Genomic DNA, 18,662 nt, shown 5'->3' on the forward strand with positions numbered 1-18,662 from the left:
GACTCTGCCCTCGTCTTAGCTAGGATAGGGGCATGAAAGTAATGGTTCTCGAAGATGATGCCGAAATCGGTGCTTGGGTGCGTGATGGCCTGACCCGTGCAGGTCATACGGTTGATTGGGTGACAGACGGTAAAGATGCGTTGATCGCTGCGACCACCCGCGATTTTGATGTCTTGGTCTTGGACCGCATGGTGCCCGGACTTGATGGGCTTTCTGTGTTGAAATCAATTCGTGCAGCAAAGGTTCAGACCCCTGCCCTGTTTCTAACCGCCCTGTCGGACATTGATGACCGGGTCGAGGGGCTACAATCGGGCGCAGATGACTACCTATCGAAACCATTTGCACTGACAGAGCTTGAAGCGCGGGTTGCCGTGCTAGGGCGGCGTGGCAGCCCAACCCCCGAGACCGAAGTCACTAAGTTGGTCGCCGGCGATGTTACGTTAGACCTGCTCAAACAAACCTGCCAACGCCAAGGACAAGAGATTGATCTAAACGGCAAGGAATTTCGCCTGCTCGAAGCGCTGATCCGTGCCAAGGGCCGTATTCAGACCCGCAATATGCTGCTGGAAAAAGTCTGGGATATGAATTTTGATCCAACGACCAGTGTCGTTGAAACCCACATGAGCCGCTTACGCGCAAAAATCGAAAGGCCTTTTGGCGATACCATCATCCGTACAATCCGTGGCGCAGGCTATGTTATCGAAACTGCGTAGCCTATTTCGGTCACTCTGGCGGCTTTCCGCACTCAGACAGGCCTTGCTGCTGACTGTCATCTTTTTGGCCGTGTTGGCAGGGGCTGCGCTTTTTGCGCTGCTTGAAACGCGCGATGCAATGGATCGCCGCGTCGATGGGCGGCTCGAGGCGCGTTTTGCCGAAATCCAGCAAAGCATCGCGGACGGCACATTTAATCCAGAACTGGGGCAATTGTCCTCGCTTGAGCGTGTCAGCCTATTGTCGCGCGGTGATCAAAACTATGGGCGTGCAGGCGTTTTCTTTGACGATGAATTGATACCTGATTCCGGGCGCATGCGGGGACAGCCCAAAGAACCTTGGTTGTTTTTGGGTGGTCCGGTGTCGGGCGGCTGGCTGATTGTGGGGCAAAACGTTGGCGAACTTACTGTATTTGACGAGGTGCTCGCCGATACATTGTTTGCGGTTGGGTGGATCGCATTGGTTGTCGCGCTTAGCTTTGGCCTTGTACTTGGGTGGCGATCACAGCAGCGGCTATCTGAGATTACGCAGGTGCTGACGCGCGCCGCCGAAGGTGATCTAACAGCGCGCGTTAATCCTGCCAGCGACCGCGACGACCTAGACCAATTGGGGCATCAGGTTGATGAGGCGATCACACGCATTGCCGCAGCACTTGAAAAAGCCAAAGGTTTTTCCGCGAATATCGCACATGATCTCAAAACGCCGTTAACGCGCCTGCGCATCCGCCTAGAGGCCGCGTTGCTAACTGACAACGACCCACGCGCCGAAATCGGTGCCGCGCTTGAGCAAACTGACAAGGCAATCGCTATTTTTGACGCTTTTCTACGGCTGTCTAAACTGGAAAGCGGCGCCTTGGAGAAACGGTTCGAACTAGTCGACATCTCCTCCCTCGCCCAGAGAACCGCAGAAACATATGCGCCTGTGATCGAAGATTCAGGGCGTCACCTGACAACGGATATTAGCGACGCAACCGTGGTGGGTGATCCTGTTTTGTTGAATCAGTTCTTGCAAAACCTCATCCAAAACGCCCTACGCCACACCCCAGAAGGCAGCACCGTTACCATCATCGCAAAGCCGGGAATTTTAGGTGTAACCGATAACGGCCCCGGCATTCCCGTTGATGAATACGCACGCGTGGTGGAACCGCTTTATCGTTTGGATCGCAGCCGCACGACCGAAGGGGCTGGTCTGGGTCTTTCGCTTGCTCATACGATTGCAACACGCCACGGCGCAGAGTTTCAATTGTCAAAAGCCCCACAGCACGATTCAGGGCTGTTTGTGCGAATGATCTGGGACATTTCACCAAAAAGCTGAACCTTACAAATATGTAAACTTCGCGCCAAGCACTTGTAAATTTGGCCGTCCATATGTGCCTCATCGAAAGAAATCGAAGGCATATGGAAATGACAAACTTTAAAGAAACGCTTCAAACCGTTGGTGCTGCACTGGTCGCATTGGTGCTGGCCCCGGTTGTTGCCCTGTTCGGGCTAACCATGCTTGGCTTGGCGATTGGTGCGGCGTCACTTGTTGTTGGCGGAACGGCCGCGATGGTTTGGAAGAAAAGCCGCGAAGAAGCAGAGACCGCTTCTGCCGAGTAATCATCGCGCATTCCTGAACGAGGTCCCGCCATGTTCAAAGACAAGTTTTTGCCAATCAGCTTTGTTGCAGTCATGCTGAGCCTGTCGGGCGCGGCGGTGGCAACTGGTCAAACAGCCTTAAGCCAAACACCAGTGCAGATCGCGCAATGCGTGCCCCTTGATCAATGTCAGGAATGACCACGATGACGACGAAGCCAAAGCAAGACCAAACATTGAACCGGCGAAGCCCGATGCGTTTTATCCGCCCGTTGATCAAGGTATCGGTTGGGCTGGGGGGCGTGTTTGTGGCCGCTGTCCTGATCCAGATCTATCGGAATTCGGGTGATACACAGGTTTTCCCTGCGGCTGCACGTGACCTGCGCGTTGCGACCTATAACGTGCATTATATTGCAGCGCGTCAGGCGACAGGCCCTTGGTCTCTGACCCATTGGGAACAGCGCAAAGCCCCTCTCAATCAAGCGTTTCAATATCTCGACGCTGATCTGGTCGCCTTTCAAGAGATGGAAACCCATTCAGGCCGCGAGGCGGATCAGTTCAATCTGACGCTTGATTATTTGCTGGAAAACAACCCGACATATGCGGCCGCCGCCGTCGGTGACCCAGCGGAGTTTCCGTCGACGCAGCCAATCTTGTATCGCAGAGATCGGCTCGCGCTGGCGGATCAGGGATGGTTCTTTTTCTCGAACACGCCTGACGTGATCTATTCGCGCACCTTTAACGGGTCTTATCCGGCCTTTACCTCTTGGGCGCAGTTTACGGATCTGCAATCGGGCCAAGTGTTTCGTGTGGTCAATATCCACACTGATTTCTCAAGCCGAAGCAATCGACTGCAATCCGTTGCTCTGGTCGCTGAACGGATCAGCCCGTGGATTGACGCAGGTGAAACTGTGCTGGTGATGGGCGACCTTAACGCACGGCTAGGCGATACCGCGCTGGAAATCATCGCGGACACGGGTGTCACATTTGCCCCGGTCAAGGGCGCGAGCTTTCACTTTAACCGTGGGCTGAACCTGTTTGGCGCGATTGATCACATTGGCCTGAGCGGTCAGGCGGTCATGGCCCACGATCCAATTGTGGTGCGCCGGCCCTTTATGGGGGTTTGGCCCACCGACCACTATCCGGTGTTGCTGGATATCCAGCTCACCGCTGAAAAATAACTCAGAGTAACTAGGAATATATCATGAAAAAGATGCTTTTCGCAGGCACTGCTGTGGCAGCGCTCGTTGTTGCAGGCTTTGCTTACAGCCAAGTAAACCGTGGCGCCCAAGGTGGGCTGCAAACGCCGGCGGTGGAAATCACCCTCAAGGATAGTTTTGATCCGCAACCGACCGACGCCAAGACGACCGCGATCGTGGAGGCCGCGAATGCGTTTCTGAACACACTAACCGACGAAGAGCGCGCGCTGGCCCTATATGATTTCGGCGACAACTTGCAGCGCGCGAACTGGTCCAACTTTCCCACCGGCCCCGTTCAACGTGGTGGCGTGATGCGTGGAAACTTGACCGAGGCGCAAAACGCGGCAATGGATGCTCTATTGGCCGAAGTCATGAGCCCCGACGGGATGAATAACATCCGCTATCAGCTTGCCGCTGAAGAGTTATTCGATGAAGGCCCCGGCCAATACCCGCAATTTGGGGATGAGTATTACTTCATTTCATTCCTAGCGGAGCCTTCCGTAGATCAACCGTGGATGTTGCAATTTGGGGGGCACCACCTTGCCATCAACGTAACATTCTATGGTGGGCAGGCGTCGTTTTCGCCAATGTTGACCGGAGGTGAGCCGCTTAAGATCAGTTTTGACGGCGAAGATATCTTTATCACAGAACAAGAATTGCAAGCCGCGCAAACACTGCTGAACAGCCTTGATGACGTGCAACGTGACGCCGCTGTGGTTAGCAGCTCTGCAATTAACCTACTGACCGGGCCGGGTGAATTTGGCACAGTCGTCGCAAACGAAGGCATTCGTGGCGATCAACTGACAGACGAGCAACAGCAATTGCTGATTGATGTAATCGCCGCACGTCTGGGGTTCATCAATGATGACGACTATGCCGCTGAAATGAATGTCATTTCTGCCGAAATTGACGACACATATTTTGGCTGGTGGGGGCCAGAACAGCCGCTTGGCGCTGCGTATTTTCGCGTTACCGGCCCATCAATCGTAATGGAATATGCCCCCCAAGATATGGATGGCGACCCGACTGACCACGCTCATAACATGTATCGCAACCCTTTGAATGACTACGGTTCAGCATGGATTTCCGCACAATGAAGCCGATGAATTGGATTTTAGGCGGCTTGTTCACGCTTAGCGGGGGCGCTCTTTGGGCGCACCCACATACGCAAGTCGATCAACAGGTTGCTTTGACGCTGGCCCAAGACCGTGTGATGGTCGAGGCAATCATTGTCCCATCAATCGAAGCAGGCGCAGATGTTTGGGCGATGATTGACCAAAATGGGGACGGCCAAATCTCTGCCACCGAGGTCAATCAATTTGCTCAGGGCGTGATCGACGCGACTGAATTGTTGATTGATGGCGCGCCCGTGTCGCTAAACCTGACAGCGGCGACCGTGTCCGAGATGGCGCAGACAGTGGCCGGATTAGGCCAGATCGTCATCCGCGCGAGCACTGATACCGGCCAGTTCACGGCGCAACCATCAAACGTGAGCTTTGCAATCAATTACGAAACGATTGCCCATGATTGGTACGTGCAGCCCTATCTTGAACGCCATTGGCAGGTGACCTTGCAAGATCTGCAAATTGACCGCGCAACCCACAATAAAGTGACGCTTGGTTTCAACTATCCGAGCTAAGGATCGTTGATATCAAGCCCGCTTGGCAGTCATAGTCCTAGATAGCGGCGATTGGTGTGATCGCCGTTTTATCAAGGGGGTCGTCATGAATTTGCGCGCGTTTTGGACTATCGCCAGCTTTGCCATTTTGCCCGGTGTTGTCGTGGCACAAGATTTTAACGCGGCCCCGCCGAATGCCACCGGGCAGGAACCTGCAGTCGCCGGTCAGACCCGCGCACCCATCATCCAAGATGACATAACGCTTATTCGCGAAACCATAACAGAGGGGTTGAACCACCCTTGGGGTATGGATCAATTGCCGGACGGTAGTTGGCTGGTGACTGAACGCCCTGGCTATTTGCGGATCGTATCGCCCACTGGGGAAACCTCTGCACCAATCGTAGGCCTACCAGAGGTCTCTGCCCGCCGTCAGGGCGGGCTGTTGGATGTGGTAGTGGCCGATGATTTTGCACAGACACAACGCGTTTGGTGGAGCTACGCAGAACCGCGTGGATTTGCCAGCAACACAACGGCGGTTGCGACAGGTGTTCTATCAAAAGATCGCGCCACGATGACCGACGTCACTGTCATCTTTCGCCAAGAACCCGCATGGAATTCGCGGCTGCATTTTGGATCACGGTTGGTGTTTGACCCGCAGGGCGCATTATTTGTCACAACGGGCGAACGCTCTGTTCCGGCGGCGCGCGAACTGGCCCAAGACGTATCAACCCATCTCGGCAAGGTCATTCGGATTAACCCGATGGGTGGTGCGGCGGACGGAAATCCAGAGATCGCAGGCGGTCAGCCCGAGATATGGTCATACGGGCATCGCAATATTCAGGCAGCCGCACTTGATCCAAATGGGGTGCTTTGGACCGTTGAACATGGGCCACGCGGCGGCGATGAATTGAACCGGCCGGAGCCCGGCAAGAATTATGGCTGGCCCGTGATTAGCTATGGCGAAGGCTATAGCGGACGGCCCATTGGCGATGACATCACAGCCCAAGACGGCATGGAACAACCCATCTATTACTGGGATCCGGTGATCGCGCCTTCGGGCATGGTTTTTTATAGCGGTGATCTTTTCCCGGAATGGAATGGCAGCGCGCTTATCGGCGGGTTGGCTGGGCGTGCGCTTGTCCGGCTTGAACTGGACCAAGATCGCGTCACTGGCGAAGCGCGATATCTGCAAGGGATGGGCCGCATCCGTGACGTTGATATCGCGGATGACGGCGCTGTTATGGTGTTGGTCGACGCAGATAACGGGGCGTTGATACGGCTGACGCCGGGAAACTAACCCAGCCTAAGCCGCCAATGCCCGGCATCCAACGAGTGCGGCTGCATCTTCGTTGATGATCCACAGCGGGATTTTTGACTGCACAAACTGGCCCGCCGCATCATAGGTATCAAGACAACGGGCCGCCCGTTCGTCAATAAGAGAACTTCGCGCGACGCCACCTGCCAAATATATCCCGGCAAGGGGCAGATATGTGGTTTTCAGATCCTGTAGCAAATGCCCAATCAAAGCAGCGTATTCATCGAGCGCCGCGTCAAAACCTGCGTTATCTGGCGCGCCTTTGCGCTGAATGTGAGGTGTTGCGCGTGGTACATCAGTTCCCGTGCGCAGGCTAAGAAACTTGCGGCGGCCTTTGCCCGAAAACAGGTCTTCGACAGTATCGAAATTCGCAGCCAACCCCGGTGTGAGCGCATCAAGCGCACGTGCCACCCGCAGCGGTAGGCTCATGTGTCCAGCCTCGACCGGGGGGCAAATTGTGGTGCCGTTATTGGCAATCACAGGGCTGACGTTAAAGCCGGTCCCAATACCGACAACCAGCGCCTGACCGTCAGTAATGTGATGGTGTTTCTGTTCGCCAATCGGCTGAAGCTGCGCGGCAGACAACTGCAACGCAGAATACCCCAAGGCAGTCAGATCATTGATGACGACAACCTTTGCCCCGCCAAAGCGTTCCGACAAATGCCCACCGTCAACAACCCAATTGAGGTTGGTTAGCCGCCCAACATTCGCCTGAACCGGCCCAGCAACCGCCACAACGATCTTTTCGATCGCGGCCGTCGGAAATGCATTCAGGTAATCGCAGATCACATCCTCAAGACAGGTGTACTCTGCATTGACGAAACTACAGGTATCGGATGGCGCGGTTTCGCCATCCTTGACCCTTGCGACGCGCGCATTTGTTCCGCCGATATCAGCGACCAGCAACATGGTTAGCCCAGACGCTCGCCGGTTTGCGGCTCAAAGTAAGAGACTTTGGCCAAATCAAACGCCAGCTCAAGCGGTTTACCTGCTTGGGCCTTAGTTTCGGCGCCCAGACGGGCTGTGACAGGTTTTCCGCCGAGTTTGATCCCAACAAAGGTGTCAGCGCCTGCTGGTTCAACCATTTCGACGTGGCATTCGGCCTTTTGCAGTGACTTACCGGCGCGCATTCCTTCCTCGAGGATATCCTCGGGGCGGACGCCAATGATCACATCAGACGGCAGGTTTGTCGCGCTTTCGTCCTTGAGAACAATGTTTTCACCGTTCGAGCCAGCGATTTCAATGTAGCTGCCCGTGCCGTTTGCTTTGGCCTTGGCAGGGATCAGGTTCATTGCAGGGCTACCCATAAAGTCAGCAACGAACATGTTCGCCGGACGGTTATAGATTTCAGCGGGCGAACCGATTTGCTGAATTACGCCGCCTTTCATGACCACGATCTTGGTTGCCAATGTCATGGCTTCGATCTGGTCGTGAGTCACGTAAACCATTGTCGCACCAAGGTTTTGGTGCAGCGCCTTGATTTCAGTCCGCATTTCAACACGCAATTTAGCGTCGAGGTTTGACAGCGGTTCGTCGAACAAGAACAGCTTTGGATCGCGGACCAATGCGCGGCCCATAGCAACACGTTGACGCTGACCACCCGAGAGCTGGCTCGGCTTGCGGTTCAACAACGGCTTAATCTGAAGCTGCTCTGCCACGCGGGCCAGCTTTTCGTCCTGAACCGCCTGATCAATGCCACGCACCTTCATGCCAAAGGTGATGTTCTTGGCAACTGTCATGGTGGGGTAGAGCGCGTAGGATTGGAACACCATTGCGATGTCGCGATCCTTGGGGCTGACATCTGCCATGTCCTGCCCGCCGATGCTCAGCGTACCGCCCGAGATCGGCTCTAGTCCCGCGATACAGTTCAACAACGTTGATTTACCACAACCGGATGGGCCAACCAGAACAAGGAAATCGCCTTGTTCAATCGACACGTTGATGTCTTTGAGGATCTCAGCAGATCCATAGTTTTTGTATAGCCCTTTGATATCAAGAATAGGTGCCATTGGATTTACCCTTTCACGGAGCCAGCGGTCAGCCCGCGGACGAAGTATTTACCAGCGATGACGTAAACAATCAGCGTAGGCAGTGCGGCGATAATCGCGGCGGCCATATCTACGTTGTATTCTTTGACGCCAGTGGTGGAGTTTACAATGTTGTTAAGTGCGACAGTCACAGGCTGCGTGCCCGCTTGGGAAAACGAAACGCCGAACAAGAAGTCGTTCCAGATTTGTGTGAACTGCCAGATGACGGTGACCACGATAATCGGCAACGACAGCGGCAAGAAGATCGACCAAAAGATCCGAAAGAACCCTGCCCCGTCGACTTTTGCAGCTTTGACCAATTCGCTCGGGATCGAGACATAGTAGTTCCGGAAGAACAATGTCGTGAAACCAAGACCATAGACCACGTGGACAAAGATGAGCCCTGGAATAGTGCCAGCAATCCCCATCAGCCCCAGCATCCGTGCCATCGGCAGCAGGACAACTTGGAATGGGATAAAGCAACCGAACAAGAGCAAAGCAAAGAAGATATTCGCGCCTTTGAACTGCCACTGGGCGACAACATAACCGTTCATCGCGCCGATCAGCGTCGACAAGATCACAGCCGGAAAGGCAATCAGCACAGAGTTCCAAAAGAACGGGCGGACGCCTTCGCATTGGATACCGGTACATGCCCCGGACCATGCCGTGCGCCATGCATCAAACGTGACCTCTCGCGGGAGAGAGATAAGATCACCGGTGCGGATTTCCTCGAGGGTTTTGAGTGATGTGGTCAACATCACAAAAAGCGGCGCGAGATAGAACAGCGCAAAGGTGATCAGCAGCACATAGAGCAACCAACGCAATACGAGTTTCATAATCTGTCCTTGGCTACGTGCGGGGCTATAAGCGATAGCAGTATCAGTCATTTTTTGCTCGCAATTCTGAGTAGAGGTACGGAACGACAATCGCAAAGACGACGCCCATCATGACCATCGCAGAGCTAGCCGCCTGACCAATGTCACCGCGCGAGAACGCCATCGAGAACATATAGGTCGCGGGTAGATCGGTCGCAAAACCCGGCCCACCGCCGGTAAGCGCGATAACGAGGTCAAAGCTTTTGATCGCGAGGTGTGCAAGTACGATGAAAGCTGACAAAAAGATTGGCGCCATAGAGGGAATGATAATAGCCGAATAAACGCGCCATGTTGGGATACCGTCGATCTGCGCCGCTTTGATGATTTCGCCATCCACAGACCGCAAACCAGCAAGGAACAGCGCCATCACAAAGCCAGAGCTTTGCCAGATTGCGGCGATGACGATTGTATAGATCGCCATGTCAGAGTTCACGAGCCAGTCAAAAGTGAAGTCTTCGTAACCCCAGCTTCTGACCATCGCCTCTAGACCCAGCCCCGGGTTCAGGATCCATTTCCAAGCAGTCCCGGTCACGATCATCGAAAGCGCCATCGGATAGAGATAGATCGTCCGAATAGCCCCTTCGGCGCGAATGTTCTGATCCAAAAAGATCGCCAGAACGAGCCCAAGAATCATCGAAATCCCGATAAACAAGGCCCCAAATAGGAATAGGTTGCCAAATGCGGTGTCCCACCGCAGTGAATCAAACAGACGTTGATACTGGATCAATCCGTCTATTTCGTAACGTGGCATTAGCCGCGACCGGGTCAACGACACCCATCCCGTCCAGGCGATAAACCCGTAAACGAAAATGAGGATCGCGACAAAGGACGGAGCCAACATGATTTTTGGTAGATTTCGCTCTAGGAATTGCATCCTGAACCCTCGCGCGTTTTGAGAACCTGCCGCCCAAAACTGGGCGACAGGGTTAGTTTAGCATGTTGTGACGAAAGTGCCTTAGAGGCTGTTCAACACAGCAGAAGCAAGCTGTTGGACAGCTTCTTCAGAGCTCATGTCAGAGTTGAAGTGCGAAGTCACAACGTCGGTGATCGCACCAGACTGCGCACCGCGCAGCGCCATGCCGTGGGCATAGCTTGGCAGCAGTGAGCCACCTTCGCTTGATGCGTTCATATCTTCAGCAGACAGAACGGCACAGCTGTCAAAAGCGTCCAGCGCAACGTCAACACGTGCAGGGATCGAACCTTTGTTCAGGTTGAACACTTCTTGGAACTTTGTACCAACGATCAACTCGGCCAGCAGTGCTTGGCCAGCTTTTTTGTCGTCACCGTCAACGTCGAACATTGCAAAGCTGTCTACGTTGTACAGGAAGCCTTCGCCAGGTGTTGACGCGCAAAGGAAGTCTTCGCCTGGTGTTTTGCCAGCGGCAAGGAATTCGCCTTTTGCCCAGTCACCCATAACTTGGAACGCTGCTTCGCCGTTCATGACCATCGCTGTTGCCAGGTTCCAGTCACGGCCGGGGAAGTTTGGATCAACATAGCCACGCAGAACGCGCATCTGATCAAATACTGCGATCATTTCGTCTGATGTCAGTGCGTCCTGATCTAGCTCGACGAATGCTTTGCGGAAACCGTCTGGTCCCAGCAGGCCAAGTGCAACAGCTTCGAAGACAGTCGCGTCTTGCCAAGCCTGACCACCGTGGGCCAGTGGGATGATGCCAGCAGCTTGCAGTTTTTCTGCGGCTGCGTTGAACTCTTCCCAAGTTGTTGGCATGGTAATGTCGTTCGCTGCCAATACGTCAGCGTTCGCCCAGATCCAGTCAACGCGGTGAACGTTTACAGGTGCTGCACACCATGTGCCTTCACACTGCATGTGGCTTGCGATGGACGCAGGCAGAACGTCAGCCCAACCGTTTTCTTCTGCAACAGCAGAAATATCGGCCAGAACGCCTTCTTCGTACCATTCCTGAATTGCAGGGCCTTTAATTTGCGCCGCTGTAGGCGCGTTGCCAGACAGTACACGTGCGCGCAGCGCTGTACCGGCCGCATCGCCACCGCCACCAGCAACTGGCATATCTGTCCAAGTACCGCCGTTTGCAGCGAACTCTTCTTGCAGAACGGCGACAGATTTTGCTTCGCCACCGGATGTCCAGTAGTGCAGCACTTCTGCTTGTGGCTCAGCGTGAACTGCGCCTGCAACACAAAGTGCGAATGCGGATACCGCGTATACGGATTTTTTCATCTCTGGTTCCTCCCAAAAGCACACCCAAATCGTTGTGCGACCCCAAAGAGCGCAATAAATGGTGCGGGTTCAACAGGCCAAATTGCCGTTTCAGCCCCAACACGCAAGATTTATGTCAGCTCTGTTACGGTGTGTTACATAAGCATTGAAATTGTTGCATGTTGTTACATTCAAGGCCACATGAGATGCCAAGAGACCATGGCAAACCTGTAAAGTTTCTGTGCGCAAGGAGGAGGCGGACATGGCGATTCTACGGATACTCGTTGTCGACGACGACCCCGAAATGCGTCAAATTCTGACTCAGTTCTTGCAACAGAACGGAACCATCGCGCTCGCCGCTGCGGGAGAGGCTGACATCCGCAAGCATATGGCATCGGGCCGTATCGACCTTATTTTGCTGGATGTGATGCTGGGCGACGAAAGCGGTATTGAAATCTGTGCAAAGCTGCGCAGAGAAGACGACGTACCAATCATCATGGTCTCTGCCCTATCAACAGATCAGCAACGGATGGCCGGATACGCCGTTGGGGCGGATGACTACATAGCCAAGCCATTTAACACCGAATTGCTGCTGGCGCGGATCAAGGCCGTGATGTCACGCACCCGGCGGACTGCATCGCTCGCGCATCGGCGCAGGTTAACACGGTTCGAATTTGCCGGTTGGACCTACGATGGCCGCACCGATGAGGTTACATCCCCACAAGGATATCAGGTGACGCTTTCTCAGCGCGAGATCGGGTTGCTTCAGGCGCTCTTGGCGAACCCGCATATCCCGCTCACCCGCGAAGAAATTGCCGCCGCAATGGACGCAACGGGCGAAGAAGGCGACGCCAGTGGACGTGCGATTGACGTTTTGGTGGGGCGCTTGCGCACGAAAATCGAAGCAAACCCAAAGCAGCCAAAATTGATCAAGACCCAGCGCGGTGTCGGCTATGTCTTTGCCACCGACGTGAACAAAGTCGACGCATGATCCGCAAGTTAATCAGCCTGCGCTATGCCGGACCTATGCTATTGGCGCTTGCGTTTATGGCCGGGATTGCCTCGGCGGCGCTATGGCTGAACGCAACGCATCGCTGGCACGCACATTTGCAATCGGCGCGGTTTGCTGGTGAAACGCTTTATGATGCCATCACACTGGGTGCCGAAATGCCGCCCGGCATTACCCAAGCTCCACTGCCCGCCTACGCCCAAGCAGTCGCACAGCGCGGTCGATTTGAGCGGCTCACAAATGTACCGCGACCTGCGATGGTCACGCATCTGACACTCAACGCAGACCACGCTGATTTGCTGTCGGGCAAGAGCCTGCGGCTCGCCATTGTGTCGTCTGCCCTGCGCTATCCGGTTTCGGAAATCGCGCTCAGTGATACCCATTCCACGAAGAACACAATGGGCGAAATCACTGTTTTGCTCGCGACCTATTGTAGTGACGCAATGCTGTTTGCCAGCATCGCCGGTGAGGATTGGCAACTCTTTGAGGGGCAAGGGCTCTGGGGATGCGCCGCCTCGCCCGCGGATACGCGCCTTGGGGCGGTGATGCTTGGCCTGCTGGCGTTGGCGATACTTGCCGGGATCACAACAAATGCCGCGACCGATTTCTCGACCTTTGCCGGAAAACTAAGATCGCATCGCCGGCTTGGTCAGGCTGATATGTTTACACCAGTTGGGCCCGCCGAACTGCGTGACTTGATTGATGCGGTCAACGCCTATCGCATTGTTGAACGCGAACATCTGGCCGAACGCGCGTTGGTTTTGTCAGGTGTTAGTCACGATTTGGGCACCCCCGCGACCCGGCTAAAATTGCGCGCAGCTTTGATTGCAGACCCAGAACTGCGCGGCAAATTCGAGGCCGACATCGACCAGATGACCGGCATTATCGAAAGCGTTCTGACCTACACCCGCGCAGAGCTAAGCACCGAAGATGCGCGCAAACTCTCACTGACGTCATTGGTGGATGCGGTCGTGTCTGACTATGAGGACATAGGCAAACCAGTCGGCTTTGGCGCAACGACCAAAGTCGTCGTCGAAGGTGGGCAATCCATCTTTATGTCGCGACGCGGTCGCACCGAAATGACCGAAGAGTCACAGATCATCCTACAAGCCCGCCCGGTGGCTTTGCGACGCGCCCTGACCAACTTGATTGATAACGCGCTCAAATACGGGCGCCGGGCGGTTGTCGCGATCGAAACCGACGCAGAATACGCCCATATCCTGATCGAAGATGAAGGCGGTCAAGACACTATTCTCGAGCTGCAAAACATGACCGCACCGTTCAAGCGTGGCGCGAACTCTGCCTCAATCGAAGGGTTCGGCATGGGGCTGACGATTGCCTCGACCATCGCGATTGAGCATGGGGGCAGCCTGTCATTTGAACCGGGGAAAATGGGGCTCGTCGCCCGCCTGAGCATCGCACGCCACTAGGTCAGCCAAGCGCAGCTTTTGGCGGCGCAGGCGACGGGATCAATGATGTTGACCGCGACCGCTTTGCGAACTTGGTCCACCACCTGAACCATACCCGCACAGCCCAAAATTATCGCGTCGATCCCATCTTCGCTGATCGCGCAATTGGCCTCTTGGATGATCCGTTCAGACGCGCTGATTGTATCGGAATCAAGCGCGAGCACTGGAATCTCAGAAGCGCGCACGCGCCCGACAAACCGGTCCAACCCACAACTGCGGATATTCTCTGATAGCACCGGAACCGATGCCCCGAGCGTCGTCACCACACTAAAACGCCAATTGCGCAAGGCGGCATAGTGATAGGACGCCTGACCAATACCAATGACCGGGCAATGCGCGATCTTTGCAGCCTCGGTCAGGGCGGTATCATCAAAGCACCCGATGATGATCGCATCCGCCTTTTGGTCCACAGCCCGCTCGACAAGCGACAGCAGGTGTGGTGCGGCTTTGCGGCCGTCTTGCGGACCTTGGATTGAGGCGGGCCCTAGGGTGGATGTCCAACCCTCAAATGCAATGCCGGGTGCTGCACGACGCGCGGTGGCGACCATTGCGTCTGTCATGCTTTGGGTGCTGTTGGGATTAATGATGATCACCGCCATCAAAGCATTCCCCGGCCAGCGTCTGACCCCTGTTTTGCCCGACGACGGTTCAGGCCCCACACGATGAGCAGGAAAACCAGAATGATCAGCAATGAAAACCCAGTCGTCAACGTGCCCAATGCAAATAGCACGGGCGTGGTCACATTTGTGGTCATGCCAAAAATCTCGAGCGGCAGCGTATTGTAGCTGCCAGAGGTCAGCAGGGTCCGTGCAAATTCATCATAGCTAAGCGTAAACCCAAACAAGGCCACCCCGATCAGAGAGGGTGCGATAATGGGCAACACCACGTGGCGAATGACTTGGATTGGTGAGGCGCCCAAATCACGCGCCGCTTCTTCGTAGGATTTATCGAACCGGTTAAAGACCGCGAACATGATCAACAACCCAAACGGAAGCGTCCAAGTGAGCTGCGCCCCAAACCCCGAAGTGGCCCAGTGTACTGGCATCCCGGATTGCGACCAGATGAGCCCAACCCCAAGCGAGATGAGGATCGACGGGATCACAAGAGATGTGATGATCAAATAAAACAGCACAGTTGACCCGGCAAAGCGTTGGCGAAACGCAAGCCCACCCATGACCGAGACCACAACTGTGGTCACCATCACCATCAGCCCCAGCACAAAGGACCGCGCGAAAGATCCCCAAATATCGCCCACGGCTTGTTCTTGGAAAAGGTCACGGAACCAGTGCAGCGATACGCCACGCATCGGAAAGGTCAGACCACCCCCCGGCCCTTGGAATGATAATATCCCAATGGTCAGTGTCGGCCCGTAAAGAAACAGCAAAAAGACGACGAAAAACGCGGTCAGCACGTAAAAAGACTTGGGACGCGGTTCCATTTATAGCTCCTTTCTGATGTCGACAAAGCGCAGCAGCGTACCAATCAGCAACAAAACAGTGATCAGCAAAATCACAGCCGTCGCCGAGGCCGAAGGATATTGCAGCAAGGCGATATCGTTCTGGATCATTCGGCCCACATTGGCCGATTGGCTACCCGACATGAAACGCACGGTGATAAAATCGCCCATCACCAGTGCCACCACAAAAATCGTCCCGATCATGATGCCCGGTTTCGTCAGCGGGACGATAACATGCCACTGGGTTTGCCACCCCGTAGCGCCGTTGTCTGCTGCGGCCTCGATCAGAGATTTGTCGATCCGCATCATCGTGTTGAAAATCGGCACAACCATGAACAGCGTATAAAGATGCACAAACGCAAGGATCACGCTGAAATCGCTGAACAAAAGCCATTCGAGCGGTTCATCAATGACGCCCATCGACATCAGCGTGGAGTTCGCGATCCCGTTACGCCCCAGAAACGGAATCCACGAAATCATCCGAATGATATTTGAGGTCAAGAATGGGATTGTACACAGCAAGAACAGCGCAATCTGCCACGTCTGACTACGGATATGAAATGCCAGATAATAGGCGACCGTAAACCCGATAAGCAGCGTAAAGGCCCATGTGATCAATGCGTATTTGAAGGTGTTAAAAAAGACCCGGTAGGTCACATTCGACCCAAGCAAAAATTCGTAGTTGTCGAATTGGAACGCGGGATAGATCGACCATTCGGTGGCGCCCCAAAAACTGACGGTGACGATCATCAAGATCGGAGCGACCAGAAAGACCAGCAATACCAAGGTTAATGGCGTAGCCAACAGCCAGCCAATGATCGAATGATTGCGCACGGTGCCTCGCTTATTTCAAAGGTAAAAACTGCCAGAGGGCCAATGACCCTCTGGCGCATGGAATTAGGACGCGATGAATTCGTTCCACTTGCGAACCATATATTGGTTCTCGTCCATGACGGCGTTCCAGCATGCCACAGCGCCCATACGGTCATAGAATGAACCGCCGTCGCGTGTTGCGCCTGCTTTTTCCATCACCTGCCCGAATGGGTTTGTGATGTCGCCTTGGGCTTCTTTGCCTTCAAACCAGAAACCCCATTCATCTGCGCTCATGTAGTCCTTAGAGGTTTCAGGCACGGCTGAATAATAACCCTGACGCATCAAGAAACCGCCGACCCAGCCCGACAGATACCAGTTGATGTATTCATAGGCCGCATCCAGTTCCATCCCGGACAGGGAGGCAGACAAACCGATACCACCACCCCAAGAGCGGTAACCTTCTTCGAGCGGTTGGTAGACGCAGGGGATACCCTGGCTCCGCACGGCAGTAATCGCAGGCGACCACATCGACTGGATCACGACCTCGCCACTGGCCATCAGGTTGACGGATTCATCAAATGATTTCCAGAATGCCCGGAACTGACCGTTTTTCTTGGCTTCGGTAAAGATACCAAGCGTCAGGTCGATTTCTTCTTTGGTCATATTTCCTTTGTCGGGATAGGTGTATTCACCCATGGATTCCACGACCATCGCCATATCCATGATGCCGATCGACGAAATATCAAGAATCGAAGCTTTGCCCTTGAATTCTGGGTTCAAGAGTTCAGACCAGTTGCTGATCGGGCGACCAATCAGGTCAGGGCGAATGCCCAATGTATCAGCGTTGTAGATCGTTGGGATCAGGGTCATCCACCCGGATTCTTCATTCACGAAGTCGGTGTCATTCACACCAGAAGTAAAGCCAACTGTATGTGGCGCGGTGCCTTGGGCGATGGTGCTTTCTGGGGTCAGTTTACCGTCGCGAAAGATGCCAACGATCTTGTCGTAGTTGGCAATTTTCGACGTGTCCATCGCTTGCAGGTTGCCGGTTGGCCAGACCTTTTTACAGATCCAATATTCGATGTCAGCGATGTCAAAGCTGTCGGGCTGGGTGGCCGCGCGCTGTGTCACGCTATCTGAATCCAGCGCAGTCATTTCAAGCGTGAAACCCAAATCTTCTTTGACTTTTGTGGCAACATCATTGAGGTTGGAAACCCCGGTGCCAAACTGGCGCAAGGTGATGTTTTTTGTCTCTTGTCCCCATACCATTGGAGCCGGAAGCGCGGCGGCCGCCACCGCCGCGCCACCTGACTTAAGCAGGGATCGACGCGAATAGCGTACTTTGGAAATTGTTGTCATGGCTGTGTCCTCGTTGTTGAACTTTTGTTTATCCGGCCAAGGCGTGTGCGGCCTCGGCCTCCCAGTCGAGACCAATCGCCTCGCCTAGGTTCTTCGGATTTTCGAAGAACTCTTTGTCTGATAGAATTGCGGTGACCTCTTGCTCACCGGGGATGGTCGCGGTGAGCGCGACATGCGTGCCCTGATATTCAATGTTGGTAATTGTGCCGGGCAGTTTCGCCCCTTCGGCTTGCTTTATGTGTAGTGCATCCGAACGCACGGCCAGCGTGCCTTCGGGCATCGCAATCACATTATGAGAGCCCAAGAAACGTGCGACAAATGCCGTCTTGGGCGCGTCAAACACGGCACGTGTTGCGCCCGCCTGTTCAATGATTGCGTTATTCATGACGACGATTTCATCCGCCAAAGCGAGCGCCTCGTCCTGCCCATGCGTCACGTGAATAAAGGTGATACCCAATTCGCGTTGCAGCTTTTTCAGTTCTGCGCGCATGCGAATTCGCAAAAACGGATCAAGCGCAGACAGCGGCTCATCAAGCAATAAGACATCGGGTTTTGTGATCAACGCCCGTGCCAGTGCAGCCCGCTGTTGTTGCCCACCAGAAAGCTGCGCAGGCAGCCGGTCTGCCAGATTGACCATATCAACGAGCTCAAGCATCTCATGCGCGCGCTTATGACGCTCTGCCTGATCCTTGCCTTGCATTTTCAGACTAAAGGCAACGTTGTCGCGAACGTTCAGATGCGGAAATAGCGCATAGTTTTGGAACATCATCGCGGTGCCACGTTTCGCTGGGGGCAAATGGGAAATGTCACGCGCACCAAGCGTTACAGATCCATCCGACACGGTTTCGTGGCCCGCAATCATGCGCAAGGTCGATGATTTACCGCAACCCGACGGACCCAAAAGGCAGGCATATGTACCGACCTTAAAATGATAGCTGATCGCGTCGACCGCGACTGTGCTGCCATAGCGTTTCGTCAGACTGATAAGTTCCAGATCAAGTTGCTTGCGCATGTCGCCTCCTAAGTCGGGTTCAGGATGAACAGCGACAGGCAAACCAGCC

At 54.5% G+C, this 18,662-nt stretch carries 21 protein-coding genes; 10 read left to right on the forward strand and 11 right to left on the reverse strand.

All coding sequences use genetic code 11. From position 1 onward, the window contains the following. The first annotated feature begins 32 nt into the window (after positions 1–32). From TW80_RS14295 to TW80_RS14325, 8 genes are all read left to right on the forward strand, one after another. Positions 33–713, forward strand: a complete 681-nt coding sequence (locus TW80_RS14295) for a response regulator transcription factor (protein WP_045998101.1) — start codon at positions 33–35, stop codon at positions 711–713. Next, on the forward strand, positions 694–2,025 hold the full coding sequence (locus tag TW80_RS14300; protein ID WP_052701003.1) for a sensor histidine kinase: 1,332 nt from the start codon (positions 694–696) through the stop codon (positions 2,023–2,025). The genes TW80_RS14295 and TW80_RS14300 overlap by 20 nt, the downstream gene beginning before the upstream one ends. A gap of 89 nt (positions 2,026–2,114) precedes the next feature. Next, entirely contained in the window at positions 2,115–2,309 is a 195-nt protein-coding gene (locus TW80_RS14305; RefSeq protein WP_157033286.1) for a hypothetical protein, read from the forward strand. A 30-nt stretch (positions 2,310–2,339) separates the two neighbouring features. Then, a complete protein-coding gene (locus TW80_RS18150) occupies positions 2,340–2,486 on the forward strand; it encodes a hypothetical protein (protein WP_157033287.1) in 147 nt (48 codons plus the stop codon). 5 nt (positions 2,487–2,491) lie between these two features. After that, positions 2,492–3,466, forward strand: a complete 975-nt coding sequence (locus TW80_RS14310) for an endonuclease/exonuclease/phosphatase family protein (protein ID WP_239450557.1) — start codon at positions 2,492–2,494, stop codon at positions 3,464–3,466. Positions 3,467–3,489: 23 nt separating this feature from the next. Beyond that, a complete protein-coding gene (locus TW80_RS14315; RefSeq protein ID WP_052701004.1) occupies positions 3,490–4,581 on the forward strand; it encodes a DUF3500 domain-containing protein in 1,092 nt (363 codons plus the stop codon). Positions 4,582–4,586: 5 nt separating this feature from the next. Beyond that, positions 4,587–5,123: a DUF1007 family protein gene (locus TW80_RS14320; protein WP_162197181.1), complete on the forward strand. Its 537-nt coding sequence runs from the start codon at positions 4,587–4,589 to the stop codon at positions 5,121–5,123. A gap of 85 nt (positions 5,124–5,208) precedes the next feature. After that, a complete protein-coding gene (locus TW80_RS14325; RefSeq protein ID WP_045998209.1) occupies positions 5,209–6,399 on the forward strand; it encodes a PQQ-dependent sugar dehydrogenase in 1,191 nt (396 codons plus the stop codon). 6 nt (positions 6,400–6,405) lie between these two features. On the opposite strand, the gene TW80_RS14330 is transcribed toward TW80_RS14325, so the two are convergent. From TW80_RS14330 to TW80_RS14350, 5 genes are all read right to left on the reverse strand, one after another. Then, positions 6,406–7,326 (reverse strand): glucokinase, encoded by a 921-nt coding sequence (locus tag TW80_RS14330; RefSeq protein ID WP_045998104.1) that lies wholly within the window; start codon positions 7,324–7,326, stop codon positions 6,406–6,408. A 2-nt stretch (positions 7,327–7,328) separates the two neighbouring features. Beyond that, entirely contained in the window at positions 7,329–8,426 is a 1,098-nt protein-coding gene (locus tag TW80_RS14335) for an ABC transporter ATP-binding protein (RefSeq protein ID WP_045998105.1), read from the reverse strand. Positions 8,427–8,431: 5 nt separating this feature from the next. Continuing rightward, positions 8,432–9,331, reverse strand: coding sequence for a carbohydrate ABC transporter permease (locus TW80_RS14340; protein ID WP_045998106.1), 900 nt, complete (start codon positions 9,329–9,331; stop codon positions 8,432–8,434). Further along, positions 9,324–10,193, reverse strand: a complete 870-nt coding sequence (locus tag TW80_RS14345; protein ID WP_045998107.1) for a carbohydrate ABC transporter permease — start codon at positions 10,191–10,193, stop codon at positions 9,324–9,326. The genes TW80_RS14340 and TW80_RS14345 overlap by 8 nt, the downstream gene beginning before the upstream one ends. An 81-nt stretch (positions 10,194–10,274) precedes the next feature. Then, positions 10,275–11,516, reverse strand: a complete 1,242-nt coding sequence (locus TW80_RS14350) for an ABC transporter substrate-binding protein (protein ID WP_045998108.1) — start codon at positions 11,514–11,516, stop codon at positions 10,275–10,277. Between the two features lie 241 nt (positions 11,517–11,757). Here TW80_RS14350 and TW80_RS14355 point away from each other — a divergent pair, with 241 nt between their 5' ends. Both TW80_RS14355 and TW80_RS14360 read left to right on the forward strand, forming a co-directional pair. Then, complete coding sequence (locus tag TW80_RS14355) at positions 11,758–12,486, forward strand: response regulator (protein WP_045998109.1); 729 nt, start codon at positions 11,758–11,760, stop codon at positions 12,484–12,486. Further along, positions 12,483–13,934, forward strand: coding sequence for a sensor histidine kinase (locus TW80_RS14360; protein ID WP_045998110.1), 1,452 nt, complete (start codon positions 12,483–12,485; stop codon positions 13,932–13,934). The genes TW80_RS14355 and TW80_RS14360 overlap by 4 nt, the downstream gene beginning before the upstream one ends. Here the strand turns inward: TW80_RS14360 and TW80_RS14365 are convergent. Genes TW80_RS14365 through TW80_RS14385 form a run of 6 tightly spaced genes read right to left on the reverse strand, consistent with a single transcriptional unit; the run spans position 13,931 to position 18,613 of the window. Beyond that, entirely contained in the window at positions 13,931–14,572 is a 642-nt protein-coding gene (locus TW80_RS14365) for an aspartate/glutamate racemase family protein (protein WP_045998111.1), read from the reverse strand. The genes TW80_RS14360 and TW80_RS14365 overlap by 4 nt on opposite strands. Continuing rightward, entirely contained in the window at positions 14,572–15,411 is an 840-nt protein-coding gene (locus tag TW80_RS14370) for an ABC transporter permease (RefSeq protein ID WP_045998112.1), read from the reverse strand. Before TW80_RS14370 ends, TW80_RS14365 begins: the two co-directional genes overlap by 1 nt. Continuing rightward, complete coding sequence (locus TW80_RS14375) at positions 15,412–16,263, reverse strand: ABC transporter permease (protein ID WP_045998113.1); 852 nt, start codon at positions 16,261–16,263, stop codon at positions 15,412–15,414. Then, positions 16,218–16,418 carry a hypothetical protein gene (locus TW80_RS18550; RefSeq protein ID WP_446720138.1) on the reverse strand — a complete coding sequence of 67 codons (201 nt, stop codon included), beginning with the start codon at positions 16,416–16,418 and terminating at the stop codon, positions 16,218–16,220. Before TW80_RS18550 ends, TW80_RS14375 begins: the two co-directional genes overlap by 46 nt. Beyond that, the gene (locus tag TW80_RS14380) at positions 16,327–17,592 is read right to left on the reverse strand and encodes an ABC transporter substrate-binding protein (protein WP_239450563.1); all 1,266 of its coding nucleotides are present in this window, start codon (positions 17,590–17,592) and stop codon (positions 16,327–16,329) included. The genes TW80_RS18550 and TW80_RS14380 overlap by 92 nt, the downstream gene beginning before the upstream one ends. 37 nt (positions 17,593–17,629) lie before the next feature. Further along, on the reverse strand, positions 17,630–18,613 hold the full coding sequence (locus tag TW80_RS14385; RefSeq protein ID WP_045998210.1) for an ABC transporter ATP-binding protein: 984 nt from the start codon (positions 18,611–18,613) through the stop codon (positions 17,630–17,632). Positions 18,614–18,662 lie beyond the last annotated feature (49 nt).

Origin of the sequence: Loktanella sp. S4079 (genome assembly GCF_000967725.1) — a bacterium.
GTDB lineage: Bacteria > Pseudomonadota > Alphaproteobacteria > Rhodobacterales > Rhodobacteraceae > Yoonia.